Here is a 16,417-nt window from a genome sequence, read left to right on the forward strand (position 1 = left end):
ACCAAACGTGGTGCGTCCGGGTCGAAAGGGGAGTCCCTCGGAGCCGATGCACGCGCCTGGTCCTGCGAGGGCCGTGCGCCGCCTCGCGGGCACAGGAAGAGTGCGCGATTGACGAATCGCTTCGCTCTAGGAGTCTTCTTTGTGGCGCTTTATGTCGTCCTGAGCGCGGCAGGCGAGGTTTATGCGGCATCGTATTTTCAGCAAGCGAATGTGTTCGTCGCGCTCCTGCTGTCCTTCACTGTGGTTTGTCTGATGTTCAATGTCCTGGCTCGTCACGAGGGAGGCGAGGCAACGGTGGCGAAATGGTCGCTCCTAGTCTTCGTCGCGCTCAATGTCGTGACGGCGATCAGCTGGATCGGCCTATTTATCGGACTGAAATACGCTGAACCTGCGATCGTCGTCGCCTTCATGGTGGCGCTGGGACCCACCGCAACAGTGTGGTTAAACGCATTGATCAGGCGCCAGGGTGCCCCTCCAGCATCCGATATTGTCGTGAGCGTTACGATCGCAACGATCGGGAGTTACATGATTTGGATCTCGGCCAGCGGCAACGCAGGCGTGGAGTGGGGGGCTCGATCGTCCTTTGGCATCGTCTTGGCCGTCGTGGCCGGCCTATCGCTGGCCCTTACAAATCTACTTGTCAAACTGCTGTTCGACCGTGGTTTTTCCGGCCGACAAGTGCTGGCGCATCGCTTTTATGCAACGATTCTCTTGCTGCTGGGACTGGTCGACCATTCATCTATCGTGCCTGAGATCTCGCAGCATTGGTTTGCGATCGCAACTATCGGGCTGTCGACGATCATTGTTCCTTTGCTCTTGATCCAGCAGGGCATTCGCCGCGTAGAGCCCTTCACCGTCAACATGGTCCTGTCCACCGCCCCTGTCGTCACCTTCCTGTTCCAGTACTTCGATTCTCGCATCGTGCCTTCGTCACATACGTTCATTGGAAATGTTCTCATCACGGCTGTCGCTGTCGGCAACATCTACCTGCAGTATCGGAGATCCGCATGAAAGAACGGAATTGTGTAATCGTAGACGCATACTCGACCGGCCGATACCTGCCGAAAGAATTCAAGCGCTATGGAATTGGAACGGTGCATGTGATGTCGGCTGCACAGATTCCACCCATATTCCAATCGCATTTCAATGCGGATCTGTATGATGAAGTCATTCGCCCCAGCGAGCGCATGGGGTATGACGACATCGTTGAATATCATCTTCAGGCTCTCCATGGCAGGGAATTGGAGTTCGTTATCGCGGGTTGCGAGACCGGAGTTGAGCTCGCCGATTCTTTGTCGGAGCGGCTGGGCTTACCTTCAAATGGGACCGCGCTATCCGCTGCTCGGCGTGACAAAGCGCGATTGTCTTGCGCGCTGACCTCTGCAGGCGTGCGATCGATCAGACAAGTCGTGTCCGACAGTCCTGTAGAGATCGCGAGCTGGAAGCGTGAATCGAGGTTCGATCAGATCGTGATCAAGCCGCTGAACAGTACGGGTACCGAGGATGTATTCTTTTGCTCGACAGATGCGGATATTCAGCGGGCTCTCAGCGCAATTGTCGGGAAGACGAACCGTGTCGGAGCGTTGAATCGTTTTGCCCTTGGGCAGGAAAAAATAAACGGCCAGCAATACACCGTAAATGCCGTCTCGATCGACGGGGAAGCCTTCGTTACGGAGGCCTGGACTTACGACACGGTTCCTATTGAGGGGGCATCATCAGTCTGCTCACTCGAGAGATTGTTGGGGGGCAGCGAACCAATTGTTCAGGAACTGTCCGACTACTTGGTGCGTGCGTTGCAGGCACTTCAGATCGTCGACGGACCGGCTCATGCTGAGATCATCGTCGATCATCGGGGGCCGGTTCTGGTGGACTTCGGAGCGAGGCTTCAAGGGACCATGTCGGCAAAAGCACGAACGATGGCGTTGGGGCACAATCATATGACGCTGACGGCCTGGCGCTACGCAGATCCCAAGGGCTTTGGTGAATATATGAGGCTGCGCGGGCCCTACAAGCGGCAGGCTCACGCACTATGCGTCTCGCTGATCTCAGATATGGGCGGTGTCGTTGCCGGTTACCCGGGCCTCGAAGCAATCCGCAAGCTCCCGAGCTTCGCGGATGCCATTGCATTCGTTCCGATTGGTCAAGAGCTGGTTCCCACGATCGATTTGGCGTCGACGCCAGGCATCGTTTATCTCGTGAATAACGACGTGACTCAGCTTGAGCATGACTATCGCAAGTTGCGAGCAATGCGGATGGACCAGGTGTTCGATTTAGTGACGCAGGATCACGACTAATGCCAACGGATGCCAGGTTGACCGGAGCGAATCCAGCCCGCGCGGCGATGATCGGCGTAAGCGACTTCGATGGCGTTCTGCGAGGCAAACACGTCTTAGGTGAAGATCTCTCGGATGGAGATAAAGTTATCAAGTTCTCTGAAGCGGTGCTGGCGTGGGATTGTTCGGACCGGCTCATTCCGGCCAGTTTCACGCAAAAGCCGCTATCAGCGTTCGGAGATGCTGACCTGCGTATTCTGTCAGGCACCGGCCGCTCGGTGTCTTATGTCGGCGATCAATATCTCTACCTCGCGGAGTTCACCGGCGCACATGAGAACATCTGCCCGCGCGGTATTCTGCGTAAGGTCCTGAGAAGGGCTGCTGACCACGGATACGGCTGCACTGCCGGGTTCGAGTTTGAATTTATGCTGTTCAAGGAGAGCGCAGACACGATTGAAGAAAAGCCGTTCGGCGAATGGGCTCCTTTAACGCGCGGCCCGTTCGGCTACTCGATTGCGCGCTCTGTCGCGCAACATGAGCTGTTCGATGAGATCTTGGCGCTTTGTGAGAAGGCTAGAATACCTCTCAGCGGACTACACTTTGAAACGGGACCTGGCGTGGTCGAAGCGTCACTTCGTCATTGTGATGCGCTGGAAGCTGCCGATCGAGCAACCATATTCAAGTCGATGATAAAAGCCTGGGCGCAAACGCGAGGCATGATGGCTACATTCATGGCCAAGGTTTCCGAGAAATGGCCCGGCCAGTCCGGCCATATTCATATCTCGATGTCCTCGGATGGTCAGAATGCGTTTTACGATAGTGATGCGTTCGGCAATGTCTCGAAGCTTATGAGGCAATTTATCGGCGGACAACTAGAATACATGAATGAGTTCTGTGTGCTCGCTGCGCCGAACGTCAACAGCTACAAGAGATTGGTACCTGGCTGCTGGGCACCAATTTGTCCAAGCTGGGGAGTTGACAACCGCTCCTGCGCGGTTCGCGCCATTCCGGGAGAGCCATCTGCCCATCGCCTGGAGTATAGGCTGGCTGGCGCAGACGTGAACCCATATCTCGCGCTCGCATGTGCGATTGGTTCCGGAATATTGGGCATCGAGACAGGCGTGGCGCTACCGGCTTCGATCGTCGGTGATGCAAGCGTGGAGACGTGTCTTCCGTCCGCGAGACTGCCTCAAAGCCTATCAGATGCAACATCTCGGTTTGCACAGTCTGCAGCGGCTAATGATGTCTTCGGACAAAGGTTTGTTGAAGCATTTTCTTGCTCGCGCCATTGGGAGTGGGAAGCCGTTCAACATCGAGTGACCGACTTTGAACGTCGGAGATACTTCGAGATCATTTAGCTTGAGCTCTTCGACAGTTCTGAACCTCATTTCTCCCGCCGTCAGGTAAATGTTGCCGACGGGGCTATTGGGGCTGTCTGTGCCGCTGATTTTAGACTTCATACAGAGCAAATGTGCGTCAGTCGTTGAGTGTGGGCCTTGGGAAGGCTGAGGAGGTCTGCTGCTATCTGCTCTGTGGCAGCAACCGCGATTGCTCCGATGCGATGTTGGTAATCCTAGCCACGAACAAGGCCATTTCCGTTCGCATCAATGAAGACGTGCTCGACTTCTTCAAGTGGGAACGCAAGGGCGATTATGCTCAGAGGACGAGCCGAAGAGGCCCGTGTGCGACGCTGTAGCCGAACCGCGAAGCCTCGCAAGGCGCGAGGCGCAGCATCGATGGGGGCAGCGCCACCAGACGATGGCTTAGCCGCCGCCGGCTACGATGAGGCCGGCGTAGATCGGTGCTGACTAGTACCGCGCTTCGCGCGGGCTCGCGATGAGCAGTCGCAACCGCTATCACAACAAAGAGAAGCGTCGGCAGGCGGTTGCAATCAGTCGCGCTCTACTCGTGGCAGAGTCCGCGTTTAAGGCCGGCGAGCGTGACGTCGAGAAGCTCGTGACAATTTCCAGGCGGCATTTGAATGAAGTCGGTCGGGTGCAGTACGTCGAGCTCATCGATGCCGACACCTTCAAGGCGGTCGCGAGCCCTTGGACTCGCCCTGCGGCTCTTTGCGCGGCAGTCTATGTCGGCTCAACGCGCTTGATCGACAATATAATCCTCAAGTCGGGAGCGGAATCGCCTTAAGCTCAGCGCGCAAGCAGCCGATCTTGGTTGGCTTTGATCTTTTTGGTCCTCGTCGGCCTGCAATGATGACAGCTAACGCGAAGGTTTTCCAGCGTTCAAAGCGCCAGGACGCTCCTTCAGATCTCGCCGGTTCAGATCAGCATGCATGCTGAAATAAACTCTCTAAGCTTCCTGAAAAGCAATAGCGAGGTTCTCGCAGATTGAGGCGAAAGCTTTTTTCGATTCCTCGTTCTCGAAGCAAAATCGCGCTCCTTGCTCTCCGCGTTCAATCCACCAATCGACTCTCAGTCCTCGGGAAATACGGGAGGCTTCTCCCCGCAATTGATCAAGTTGCCTTCCGTAGGCCCGAACGATCACACAATTTGCCATCTCAAATGCTCTGCTCAAAATGAGACCTTGTTTTCCTGCGGAGCGGTGAAGATCCACTTCACCGGCTTGCTCTATGGTTAGATTGGCTGCTAAGCTGGTCCCAATCAGCGCTAGCCTCTTACGTTCTCGATTATAGACCATCCGCCTTTGCGAACGAAAAATCTGCTTTGCGAAGAAGGGCCGTCGCTCAATCCTGCTTCCCCCGATTCTGTGCCTAATCCGTCACGATAGGGCCATGCGACCGCCAGGGCGCATTTGCATATGTGAATCGCTTGACGCGTCGCTCGCTGCGAGCGGCAGATCTTTGAATCAATTGAGCATTTCGCACTCAAGGCAGCGCGTCCACGCTTTGCGCACGCAGCCCCGGCCTTCGCTATAGCTGACGTGCCGACGGGCGGCGGATCGATTAAACCGCTCTTCGACCGAAAAAGCGGCACTGGCGGAGCGACTCAGTATTTGGCGCCAGATAGCCGCGGAAATTATGGGCACGGAAAAGGGAGTCGGGCAACTGACCCGAGCCGGTGTGCCGTTGCTGTTTACTCTGGCGCGAGCGCCGCAAGTGCACTTTCGATCACTGCGATTTCTTGACTCACCTGAGCGACCGCTTGCTTCGGATCAATTCCGGTAACGCACTTCAGCTGCTGCAGTAGCTCCCGCCGATGCGCCAGAAGGTTCTCCAGCGCGATACGGTTGTTTAGTTTCACATAGCCGTCCACAATCAATCCAATCGAAAGAGACATCGAACCTCTCAAACAGAGCTATTGTTAATGAAAGACCTATTCGTTGCGCGTTACAAGCTGGTTGAGGGGCTACTCGACCCGATAGGGGCGAGCCAATAACCCTGCCGATCGTCCCGGTTGCTGCTAGTAGGCTAGGAACGAGTGAGATCACGAAGTGCGATGGTTCTTATCCGCCCGTCGAAGGGCCTCTTTCCGCGCTCTCAAGTCCGAAAAAGAATTGCGACGACGTCGGGAACGACGAGAATGCCCGATATTCTTGTTCGGGCGCAAGTCCTCGACCAGGTTGAAGTGTGCCCTCAGCGCCTGTGGCAGATTGGAGTCCGCAACCGCAAGTGCAGTGAGCAGATCGAAGGTCGGACGAAGCGATGCGCCGAGACCACCGAACTCGACCGGAACCCGCAAGACTCCAAAGACTGCCTCTTTGAGCAGCTTTATCGCTTCGAACGGGAGGGCGCGGTTTCGCTCGCGCTCCACCGCACCCGCTGCGATCCCCTCGAAGACCGGAGCGAAGCGCTTCTCCATTTCTCCGTCGCTGATGGTGAGGCTCGCGAGGTGAGTAGTCATCGTCCTGCTTCTTTCCGGTCAACTCAGTAGAGTGAAAATCCACGCTCACGAAGAACAGGTCCCTGTCGTTGCCAAACTGTATTTCTGCGGGATCCAAGACAATCGTTCGAAGCGGCGCGCCATTCAAAGCATCGCAGCGTTCGGGAAATAGCGCTCGACAGCTGATTGGTCGCGCCTCGGAGATGAGATAAATCTATTCCTGAAAGTGCGGTAGTTGCTGCGCAGGGGAGCACGTGAAACGGTCTCGACGGTCAAACCAAGGTAATCCGCGATGTCGCGCCGAGACGTTGGGAACGAGATCACGTCAGCAGCCGTGAGCCGTTTCATCCTTCTCGTGTAAGAGCGCAGCAACGCGCTCCAGAGCAGTTTTGCGTCCGAGCAGCACCATATGGTCTTCGGCGTGTTGCAGGTTATTCGTAGTCAAGCTGAGCAAGGTGCGCCAGACAACCGCGTCAATCTCGGCCACCGTCTCAAGATGTTGCCGCCTGATCAGGCGAACAGTGGTTTGGATGATCGCTTCCGCCGTAAATCGGTGGGCTCCGCCGTTCTCGAGTCCAAAATATCGCACGGCAAATGAAATGCGCCAATCTGGCGCCGTCCATCGGGGAGTAATTTGCAGGTCCGTACCGCGCCGTTCCTGGCCTGGTAGACGTACTCGGCTAGCTCACTCTCAATGTAGATGGTCTGACCTTTCTTGCAAGTGAATTCACTCAAGCTGACGATCGGATTCGAGCCGAGCTCACTGAGCGAATTGACGCGGGGTGGTCTGTGGTGATGCTAACAAACATGGTCCGACACTCCTGAACCAGAATATGCGAAATGAGTTGGAGCCTCGCTAATAATCGGGCGCAATCTATGGATGCCTGCAGGTTGTATTGAGCGTCTATGAAAAGAAGAAGTTATGTCATTGTGTCGCACTGCCCGCGCAACAGTTGAGTGACGCAATATGTGGCCTCTGATCGACGACGATAGGTGCCCAGCAACACGCGTCGGAGCGAACGAAGCGATCCTAGATTTTGAATGCTATACGAGTGTTCTGCTGCGCGAAGGAGCCAAGTCGCGCTGAAAAGATGCGTTTTACTGCGGAGTGTCGTTGGAAGGCGGCTTGGAATTGCGAGCGAGTGTGCCAGGACCAAGGACGGGGTCCGTTAACCCGCTCGGCCCTCTTCTTGCCCCAACCTCATATCCAACGTCTGCTGGAGTGTCTCGCTCGAGGCTCTGCCACGGCTGACTGTCTTGCTGACGATAGTCCAACTGGACCCGCCACCTGACATTGATTAAGATCAAACTGTCCAATTCGGATCCTCTATCCTTCAGCTAATTAACGGAGGCAAGAGATCTCATGCGCTATCTTCTCGCCATCGGAGCGCTGGCACTTCCTATCCTTGTCGGCTTTGGATCGGGCTCGACTGCTGCTTCACGTGTTCATTCGCACACCCCTCCGACTCCCCAAGACGTTTATTGCTTGCAGGGCCGAACCTGGGGATATCCGGGCAACTGCCAATTCTCAACCTATAGCCAGTGCATGGCTACCGCATCCGGCACATATGCCTACTGCGGTATCAATCCGATCTACGCCTTCGAGCGCGAGGGAAGGCAATTGGCCTGGAGCGAACGTCGTTAGGTCAGCCAAGGACGGCGTTGGATGAACGGGCGGGGTCGTTCAGACTCTTGTTGCCGTTCGCTCGACCCCACCTATTCTGCGCTGAAATCCGTTGGGTCGTTCGTTTGATTGCGTCCAGTGCGAGCGTGCTTGCATGTTGGACGACAATAGCCGCTCCCTTCATACGAGTTCGATGTCTCCGATCTCTTCGGTAGAGCAAGTGATCTCAGATGCCGGCGAATGCGATTGGAATATTCCAGTCAGCGGCCGAAGTCGTAGTATTTGGTGCAGGTGGCTATGCCGATGCGGCCGTACGGCCGTGGCGATTGAATGAGCTTCTGCGCGGCGAGGAAATGATCTGCTTGCACCCACACAGCAACAAACGATGCGTTCGCCGCAAAACAAAAGGAAGCTGATTATCTCCGCGTTGCGAAAAATAGTTCGTCTTGGACTCGCATGGTCGAACAATCTCTGAGAGGATTGATCATCAGGCGATGGTGCCGATCAGGAGCGCGGATAATGCGCAACTACGTCTTCGACAGCGTTACGCATTCGATTCTGAGCAAGCTTGTCGACCAGTTGTGTTCGTGTTGTTCCTGAGCGGCGTCTTAATTCGTAAAGGCGATTTGGCCTGAGATCGCTCTAGCTCCTCGAAATCAATAACGCAAACGCTGGCTGAACAGCAGTGTCCGCACCCGCTCGTTTTGAGCGGCGTGGTCGCATGGTGCTGCGCACTCATACCGCGCCTACCTCGCAGTAAGTGTCATTCTCAAGGGACAAACCAGGATGTCTGTGAACAACGAACCGATCAAATTCGCCTACTGGGTGCCGAACGTATCCGGCGGCCTGGTGATTTCCTCGATCGAGCAGCGTACCAGCTGGGACATCGACTACAACCGGAAGCTTGCCCAGATTGCCGAAAAGGCGGGCTTCGACTACGCCCTCAGCCAGATCCGGTTCACGGCGGGTTACGGAGCCGACAAGCAGCATGAGCCGGTCAGCTTCTCGCATGCGCTGTTGGCTGCGACTGAAAAGCTTAAGGTGATCGCTGCTCTCCTCCCCGGGCCATGGAATCCGGCCGTAGCGGCGAAGCAGATTGCGACGATCAGCCAGCTCACTAACGCGCGCGTTGCGGTCAATATTGTATCCGGCTGGTTCCGCGGCGAATTCCACGCAATCGGAGAGCCTTGGCTCGATCACGACGAGCGCTACCGGCGTTCGGAGGAGTTCATCAATGCTCTGCGCGGGATTTGGACGGAAGAGAGCTTTACACTCAAGGGAAACTTCTATCGGTTCAACGACTACTCGCTCAAGCCGAAGCCACTCGATCCGCTGCCCGAGATCTTCCAGGGTGGCTCTTCTCGTGCCGCCCGCGATATGGCGGCTCGCGTATCGGATTGGTATTTCACCAACGGGAATACGCCAGAGGGACTAAAAGCGCAGGTCGAGGACATCAGGTTCAAGGAGAAGACTTTCGGCAAGAGGTTTAAGACCAAGATCGGCATCAACGCATTCGGCATTGTCCGGCGGACCGAAAAGGAAGCCAGGGACGTGCTGCAGGAGGTCCTCGACAACGCGATTCCCGTAGCGGTTCGCGGCTTCCACCACGAAGTCCAGAACGCCGGCAATGCCAGCCCCGAGCGCGAGGGCAATTGGGCGAAATCCACGTTCCAGGATCTCGTTCAATACAACGATGGCTTCCGGTCGAACCTGATCGGCACGCCGCAGCAAGTCGCTGAACGGATCATCGAGCTCAAACAAGCCGGTGCCGACCTGATCCTGCTCGGGTTCCTGCATTTCCAGGAAGAGGTCGAATTTTTCGGCAGGCATGTGATCCCGCTGGTTCGCGAACTCGAGGCAAGGACGCCTGTGCGCGTTCAGGCCGCAGAATAGGCGCAAAGCGGGGGTGAGCTACGTGACCGCGATTGCGATAGGGGCGGGCGCCTTTCGCCTGGAGGAGATCCCCCCACGCCGATACTCGATTGTATCGGGCGGAACGCGCGAGCAGGCGCTGGAGGGGGCGCTGGCGAGTCTGCTGTCAAACGCCATCCGGAACTGCCCCCTTTGCGTCATGAAGAACTGCCCCCACCCTCGGGTTCATGATGTCGGTTCAGGGTTGGCTCCGCCGCTGACGGGACGGAGGGAGGCGGAGCCGACCGGAGGGCCGTCAGCGGCGGGCGGCTTGATGAGGCCGCTCTTTCGCTTGGCGCGGAGCCGGTAGCTGTCGCCGCGGATGGTCAGCACGTGGCTGTGGTGCAAGAGCCGGTCGAGGATCGCAGTGGCGACCACCGGATCGCCGAACACGGCAGAATACCCCTATTCTTGAACGGGTCGTGTTTCACGTCACGATCACCGACCCGCATCATTTCCTATTTGGGCACCGGCTTGAGGTGCTGAAGGAGCGGTCGGGGCGTGGTCCCGCCTACGTCGTCGTCGCGCTGCCGGACGGACGGCGGCGGGCGGTTCGGATCGCGTCGACGGACCTTGCCGAGACGGCGATCACTTCCCGCCCGGACGCGGCCGATCTGCCGCGCGTCAGTGCACGTACGCTGATCCCATTGATGCAACATTTGAGCGCGAGTCTGAGCCTTCTCGACGAGAAGGTGATTCGCGATGGCCCACCGACCGCTTCCAGGTCGCGTTGCGTATCGACCCCTGCCGACGTTAGCAAATCCACCCGGCCATCCGACGGCCGGCATTCCGCGCCTGTGGCCGAATCTGTCGACCGCGACGCAAACCCAGATCGCTCAAACGATCGCCGCGCTGATGCGGCGAATGCGAGCGATCCCCGGCACGCCCGGAAGGGGACTGGGTCGTGCTGATCAGCTCGAACATCGCTGACGAGCGGCTCACGACCGCACACCGAGCCAAGTTGGCCTATGTCTACGTGCGGCAGTCATCCGTGAACCAGGTGCGCCAGCATCAGGAGAGCACCGAGCTACAGTACCGCCTCGTCGATCGTGCCATCGGTCTGGGTTGGCCGCCCGAGCGCGTTCAGGTGATTGACGAGGATCTGGGCAAATCCGGTGCTGGCGGCGTGGATCGTCATGGTTTCCAGAAGCTCATTGCCGAGATCGGCCTTGGCAACGCCGGTCTGGTGGTGAGTCTCGACGCTTCTCGCTTGGCCCGCAACAACCGGGACTGGCATCAGCTTCTCGAACTGTGCTCGGTATTCGGCGTGCTCATTGCGGATGGCGAGCGGCTTTACGATCCGCGCGCCTACCACGACCGCCTGCTGTTGGGCTTGTCCGGCATCATGAGCGAGGCGGAGTTGCACCAGCTTCGGATGCGCCTGCACCAAGGCGAACGCCAGAAGGCGGCGCGGGGCGAACTGCGGCTGCCGCTACCAGCCGGGCTCGTCTACGATCGAGTGGGCACAATTGTTCTCAATCCCGACGAGGAGGTGCAGGCCCGTCTTCATCTCGTGTTCGCCAAATTCCGGGAACTGCAAAGCGCTCGCCGTGTGATGCGTTACTTGGACAGGAACGGATTGTCCTTGCCGGTTCGACCGCTGCTTGGGCCATCTCCACACGAGATCGTCTGGCGTGCGCCAGATAGTGCACGCGTCCTTAGTATCCTTCAAAATCCGGCTTATGCTGGGGCGTATGTTTATGGCCGCCGGCAAAAAGATCCGAGCCGATGCCGGCCGGGATCGCTGACGGGAACGGTCAAGGTGGCGATCGCGGATTGGGCGGTTTGCCTCCACGCCGCTCACCCAGGCTATATCAGCTGGGAGGAGTTCATGGCCAACCAGGGGCGACTGGCAGATAACGTCTTCCGCTATGAAGCGGGACACGCTGGCGTACCGCGCAAGGGGGCAGCCCTGTTACAAGGAATTGCGATCTGCGGCCGTTGTGGACGGCGCATGAGCATGCGCTACACTGGCCCGAATGCTGACTATCCGGTCTATTGCTGCCGCTCGGATCGGGACCAGCAAGGCAGTGTTCTGTGCCAGGAAGTCCGGGCCTTGGCCGTTGACGCCTTGGTCGAGCGGGTGGTCCTCGACGCCCTGGTGCCGGATCAGATTGCAATCGCACTCGCGGCGGCGGGCCAACTGGAGCAGGAGAGCCGTCAGCTCGAGCGCCAGTGGGCGCTTCGCGTGGAGCGCGCCCGCTACGAGGCCGAGCGCGCTCGGCGTCAGTATGACGCCGTAGAGCCCGAGAACCGTCTTGTGGCGCGCTCACTTGAGCGGGCCTGGGAAGAGAAGCTGCGTGTCGTCGAGTCGGTCGAGCAGCAGCATGCGCGTTGGCGCGCGCAAGAGCCGCTCCTGATTGGCCCAACGGAACGCGCAGGGCTCCAAGCGCTCGGAGAGAACCTGCCACGGATCTGGAACGCGGCTACCACGTCGGCAGCCGATCGCAAGCGCGTTCTGCGATTTGTCATCCGCGAAGTCATTCTTGATCAGAAGCGGACCCGAGGTCAGGTGTGGCTCAAGATCGTCTGGCAGACCGGCGCAACCAGCGAGCATCACGCGCAACGGCGGGTTCACACCTACCGCAGTTACATCGACATTGATCGGTTGCGGCAACGGATCGTCGAGTTGAATGCTGAACACAAAATGGATGCCGAGATCGCGGCAATACTCAACCAGGAAGGCTTCGTCGCGGCCCGAGGCTGCGCCTTCAAAGGCGAGAACGTCTGGTTGTTGCGGGCCCGCTGGGGCATTCCAACCGTCAAAATCAATGGCGTGGACAAGAATCCGATGCGCTGGCCCGACGGTAGCTTCTCGATTCAGGGCGCGGCGGCTGAGCTTGGAGTAACCCCGCAAACAATCTTCGATTATCTTGCGCGCGGATTGCTGGCGGGTCGTCAGTTAGCCAAAGGCCAGCCATGGCAGATCGAGCTCTCAGACGAACAAATCAGTCAGCTTCGCAAGCGGGTGCGACGCACCAAGCGTTCGAAGAAGGAGGCATCATGAAGTCATCGGCTCGGCGAACACGGTGCCCCATTCGGCAACGCTGCGGTTCGACGTGATCAGCATGGCGCCGGTTTCGTAGCGGCGGCTGACCAACTGGAAGAACAGATGCGCCGCGTCGGGCTCCAGCGGCAGGTAGCCCAGTTCATCGATGATCAGCAGCTTTGGCTTCGCCAGCGCGAGCAGTTTCTCGTCCAGGCGTCGCTCGCCATGCGCCTTGGCCAGGCCAGCGACCAGGGTCGTCGCCGTGGTGAACTGCACCGTGTAACCGGCCAGGATCGCCTCTCGCCCGAGCGCGATCGATAAGTGCGTCTTACCGACGCCCGGCGGGCCGAGCAGCAGCACGTTCTCGCCGTTGGCGATCCAACGTGACGCGGCCAGGTCGCGGATCTGCTTCGGATCGATCGACGGCTGCGCCTCGAAGTCGAAGCCCGCAAGCTCCTTCACGGTCGGGAAGTGTGCGAGTTTCAGCCCCATCTCGATGCGGCGATGATCCTTGCGCGCGATCTCGCGCTCGCACAGCAGGATCAGCGTCTCACGCGCCGACAGGTTCGCGCGCGCCGCCTCGTCGAGCAGGTTGTCGAGCTGGTCGCGGATGCCGGAGAGCTGCAATCGCGCCAGCATGGCCTCGAGCCGATCGATTGGTGCTTCGGTAGCCTTCTTTGTGCGCGCCATCAGAAGCTCCCTCCGATCGCTGCTTCGTATTCGGCAAGAGGACGCAACAACGAGGGCAGTGGAGACGACCCCGGCACTGTCGGTTCGTTTGCCGGTCGGCAGACCGCGCCATCGCGACCGGCAACCCCGTCGAGGTGGGCGGAATCGACGATCCGCAGCCGGCGACCCTCCGATTGCTTGTGGACCGCAACCTCGCGCATGCCATGGCGGATGCGCACCTCGCCCGCCGCAACTGTCACCGCCACGCGCTCGCCGATCAGCCGCCACGGCACCGAGTAGCTGTTCGTGTCGATCTCGACGGCGCAATCGTTGCTGACGACACGGGCCAGTTCGCGCAACGATCCGAACGACGGCTGCCCGCCGAGCGGCTTCAACCGGTGTGCCTCGTCACGCGCAAAGCGAGCGATCGGCGCCTCGCCGGTCGTGCCGTGGATACGCACGTTCGCCACCTCACGCTCCCACTCGGCGAGATGCGCCTCGAATGCGTCCCAGCTCGCGAAGGAATGCCCCGCGATCGCGTTCTTCTTCACGTAGCCGACGCCATTCTCCGTCTTGCCCTTCGTGCGCGCCCGATACGGTGCGCAGGCGCGAGGACGGAAGCCCCAATGCTTCGCGAACGCGATGAGCTTGTCGTTAAACTGAACCGACCGGCTCACCGCGTCGTGGCGCACCACGAGCGCGCGTGGATTGTCCATCAGCACTTCCTCCGGCACGCCGCCGAAGGTCGTAAATGCGCTCTCGAGCCCGGCGAACCAGTGCTCTTGCTTCTCGGCCCGGAACGCACGCACATGCAGCCGCCGCGAATGCCCAAGCGTCGCCACGAACACGAATGCTTTGATCTTCACCCCGCCGATCTCGACCAGACGCTCCCCGAAGTCGATCTGCAGCTGTCGGCCGGGCGGCGTCTCGAACCGCGTCGTCGCCAGCGCTTCGGCCTTCAGCGCCTGGCGATAGGGCTGCACGGCGCGTTGCAGCGTCCGCCGGCTGACTGCCACGCCTTGCTCGGCCAACAGGTCCTGGCGCACCACATCCGCATTGCCGCGATGCCGAATGAACCTCTCGCGCAGCCAACCCTCGAGGCCATGGAGTCGTTTCGCCCGCTCAGGCGACTTGAACGGCTTCACCCCGCCCGCCGCCACGTAGTCCCTCACCGTGTGATGGCTGCACCCCAGCTGCCGCGCAATCCGCTTCAGACCCCAGCCACACGCCCTCAGGCGCAACATCTCCGCCACGTCATCCGGCGTCTTCATCACCTGCCCCCGTGGATCAATCCACGACGAGCCTTCCGTGATTCGTTCCTCGTTCATTCGCTCTCTCCTCAGCTATCCAAGGAGGGGGCAATTCCTCGTGGCGCCGAGGGGGCAGTTTTCCATGGCGCGCGACAGTCTGCCAAGACCCCCGTGCGGCCGGCGCTTGGGCGTGCAAGTATTTCGCTGACATTTGGCGGTATCGCAGCCCTCCGCGAGGTCGATCTGGAGGTCGCTCCGGGCGAGATCTTGGCAGTCATTGGACCGAACGGCGCCGGAAAGAGCTCGCTCCTTAACGTCGTCAGTGGGCTTTACAGACCCGATCGCGGAGACGTGTGGTTTGGCGCGTGATGTGCCGACGTCGAGGCTGGCAGCCCTTGGCGTAGCGCGGACGTTTCAGAACCTGGCGCTCTTCAAGGGACTTTCGGTTTTTCGACAACGTGCTGATTGGGTTGGCGCATCGTCAACGCACAGGTTTTCTGCGGCAGATCATCGGCTCGCCGCTGGCGCGACGGATCGAGGTCGAGAGTCGTGCCGCCGCGGAAGAAGTGATCGGATTCCTGCATCTCTCAGAACTCCGCGACCGCCTGGCTGGAACCCTCCCTTATGGAGTGCAGAAGCGCGTCGAGCTGGCGCGGGCGCTGGTCGCTAGGCCGAAGATCCTGCTGCTAGACGAGCCGTTCGCGGGCGTAACTCTCACCGAAAAGCAGGAACTGTCGCAGCATGTGCGCAACGCCCGCGACAGCTTCGGGGCAGCAATCGTCCTGATCGAGCATGACATCGGGGTGGTGATGGGGCTGTCCGACCGTGTGGCCGTGCTCGATTACGGCCGAAAGATCGCGGACGGTACCCCCGACCAAGTCCGTGTCGATCCTGCGGTCATCGACGCTTATCTCGGCGTCGCACACGAGGACGATACGGAGCTTGCGGTCTGATGTTCGACTATCAGTTTTTGATCGAAGTGCTGATCGGTGGCCTGCTTTCGGGCGTGATGTACTCCCTGGTCGCAATCGGTTTCGTGCTGATCTACAAGTCCTCCGGTGTGCTCAACTTTGCACAAGGCGCCATGCTGTTGTTCGCAGCCTTGACCTTCGTCAGTCTGCTGGAGCGCGGCGCGCCATTTCTTGCGGCGTTGGCAGCGACGCTGGTCACCATGATCTTTCTGGGCATCGCCACCGAGCGCGCGGTGCTGCGGCCGCTGGTCAACCAGCCGCCGATCACACTGTTCATGGCGACGCTCGGGCTCTCCTACATCATCGAAGACGCAGCCCAGCTTCTGTGAGGCACGCAGGTGCATGGCCTCGACATCGGCATCTGCGACACCCCGTTCGAGGTGGGCGGCGTGTTGATCAGCCGGTTCGACCTGTTTGCCGCGGCGGTCGCCGGCAGCCTGGTCGCGCTGTTTGCACTCTTCTTTCGCTACACCCGCACCGGGCTGTCGTTTCGCGCCGTTGCCGATGATCAATTTGCGGCGCTAGCGGTCGGCTTGCGGTTGCCGCGGGTTTGGACCTCGGTTTGGACGGCCGCGGGGATCGTCGCCCTCGTAGCTGGGCTCCTATGGGGCGCGTCTCGGCGTGCAGTTCTCGCTGTCGCTCGTCGTGCTGAAGGCGCTCCCGCACGCACGAGCTGGTCGGAGGCGGCGGGAAGGTGCGTGTCAGGCCCGCCGGCGAGAGCTGGCCTGCGAAGGACGTCAAGAATGCATTGAAGGACGGCTGAAGATTGGCCGAGGCCGCAACCTGCTGGGAGCAAGCGGGTTGGAAGCGGCATGGAAGACGAGAAGACTCGATGGCTCGCGGAAGCCCAAAGGTGCCGGCGCTTGGGTGCCTCCATCACCGATCCGGAGGTGATCGAGCGGCTCACTGCGCTCGCGGAAGAATACGAACGCC

Annotated in this window: 10 protein-coding genes and 6 pseudogenes; 10 read left to right on the top strand and 6 right to left on the bottom strand. The window is 59.4% G+C overall.

Annotation, left to right across the window (positions count from 1 at the left end):
* The first annotated feature begins 108 nt into the window (after positions 1 to 108).
* The 4 genes and pseudogenes from XH87_RS00785 to XH87_RS00800 form a co-directional block, all read left to right on the top strand.
* Positions 109 to 1,011, top strand: coding sequence for a DMT family transporter (locus tag XH87_RS00785; protein WP_271585797.1), 903 nt, complete (start codon positions 109 to 111; stop codon positions 1,009 to 1,011).
* Complete coding sequence (locus XH87_RS00790; RefSeq protein ID WP_271585798.1) at positions 1,008 to 2,294, top strand: ATP-grasp domain-containing protein; 1,287 nt, start codon at positions 1,008 to 1,010, stop codon at positions 2,292 to 2,294. Before XH87_RS00785 ends, XH87_RS00790 begins: the two co-directional genes overlap by 4 nt.
* Positions 2,294 to 3,631 carry a glutamine synthetase gene (locus XH87_RS00795; RefSeq protein ID WP_271585799.1) on the top strand — a complete coding sequence of 446 codons (1,338 nt, stop codon included), beginning with the start codon at positions 2,294 to 2,296 and terminating at the stop codon, positions 3,629 to 3,631. The genes XH87_RS00790 and XH87_RS00795 overlap by 1 nt, the downstream gene beginning before the upstream one ends.
* A gap of 469 nt (positions 3,632 to 4,100) precedes the next feature.
* A pseudogene (locus tag XH87_RS00800) lies at positions 4,101 to 4,418 on the top strand (pantoate--beta-alanine ligase); the annotation flags it as partial.
* Between the two features lie 905 nt (positions 4,419 to 5,323).
* Here XH87_RS00800 and XH87_RS00805 read toward each other — a convergent pair.
* The 3 genes and pseudogenes from XH87_RS00805 to XH87_RS00815 all read right to left on the bottom strand — a co-directional run bounded on the left by XH87_RS00805 (position 5,324) and on the right by XH87_RS00815 (position 6,879).
* Complete coding sequence (locus XH87_RS00805; protein ID WP_271585800.1) at positions 5,324 to 5,527, bottom strand: hypothetical protein; 204 nt, start codon at positions 5,525 to 5,527, stop codon at positions 5,324 to 5,326.
* 147 nt (positions 5,528 to 5,674) lie between these two features.
* Entirely contained in the window at positions 5,675 to 6,091 is a 417-nt protein-coding gene (locus tag XH87_RS00810) for a hypothetical protein (protein WP_271585801.1), read from the bottom strand.
* A 123-nt stretch (positions 6,092 to 6,214) separates the two neighbouring features.
* A pseudogene (locus XH87_RS00815) lies at positions 6,215 to 6,879 on the bottom strand (cyclic nucleotide-binding domain-containing protein).
* A gap of 554 nt (positions 6,880 to 7,433) precedes the next feature.
* Between XH87_RS00815 and XH87_RS00820 the strand changes: the two are divergent.
* Positions 7,434 to 7,715: a DUF3551 domain-containing protein gene (locus XH87_RS00820; protein WP_271585802.1), complete on the top strand. Its 282-nt coding sequence runs from the start codon at positions 7,434 to 7,436 to the stop codon at positions 7,713 to 7,715.
* Positions 7,716 to 8,480: 765 nt separating this feature from the next.
* Positions 8,481 to 9,587: a dimethylsulfone monooxygenase SfnG gene (sfnG, locus tag XH87_RS00825; RefSeq protein WP_271585803.1), complete on the top strand. Its 1,107-nt coding sequence runs from the start codon at positions 8,481 to 8,483 to the stop codon at positions 9,585 to 9,587.
* Positions 9,588 to 9,791: 204 nt separating this feature from the next.
* Here the strand turns inward: sfnG and XH87_RS00830 are convergent.
* Positions 9,792 to 10,007 (bottom strand): annotated as a pseudogene (locus XH87_RS00830) (ATP-binding protein); the annotation flags it as partial.
* A 20-nt stretch (positions 10,008 to 10,027) separates the two neighbouring features.
* Between XH87_RS00830 and XH87_RS00835 the strand changes: the two are divergent.
* Positions 10,028 to 10,516, top strand: a complete 489-nt coding sequence (locus tag XH87_RS00835; protein ID WP_271585804.1) for a hypothetical protein — start codon at positions 10,028 to 10,030, stop codon at positions 10,514 to 10,516.
* Complete coding sequence (locus XH87_RS00840) at positions 10,510 to 12,612, top strand: recombinase family protein (RefSeq protein ID WP_271585805.1); 2,103 nt, start codon at positions 10,510 to 10,512, stop codon at positions 12,610 to 12,612. The genes XH87_RS00835 and XH87_RS00840 overlap by 7 nt, the downstream gene beginning before the upstream one ends.
* Here the strand turns inward: XH87_RS00840 and istB are convergent.
* A pseudogene (gene istB, locus XH87_RS00845) lies at positions 12,610 to 13,284 on the bottom strand (IS21-like element helper ATPase IstB); the annotation flags it as partial. The gene XH87_RS00840 and the pseudogene istB sit on opposite strands and share 3 nt — an antisense overlap.
* Positions 13,284 to 14,591, bottom strand: coding sequence for an IS21 family transposase (gene istA, locus XH87_RS00850; RefSeq protein WP_271585806.1), 1,308 nt, complete (start codon positions 14,589 to 14,591; stop codon positions 13,284 to 13,286). The gene istA and the pseudogene istB, both read right to left, overlap by 1 nt.
* Before the next feature lie 93 nt (positions 14,592 to 14,684).
* Between istA and XH87_RS00855 the strand changes: the two are divergent.
* Both XH87_RS00855 and XH87_RS00860 read left to right on the top strand, forming a co-directional pair.
* Positions 14,685 to 15,466: pseudogene (locus tag XH87_RS00855) on the top strand (ABC transporter ATP-binding protein).
* Positions 15,466 to 16,147 (top strand): annotated as a pseudogene (locus XH87_RS00860) (branched-chain amino acid ABC transporter permease); the annotation flags it as partial. The pseudogenes XH87_RS00855 and XH87_RS00860, both read left to right, overlap by 1 nt.
* Between the last annotated feature and the right edge of the window lie 270 nt (positions 16,148 to 16,417).

The sequence above is a fragment of the Bradyrhizobium sp. CCBAU 53415 genome (assembly GCF_028128735.1).
Taxonomy (GTDB): Bacteria; Pseudomonadota; Alphaproteobacteria; order Rhizobiales; family Xanthobacteraceae; genus Bradyrhizobium.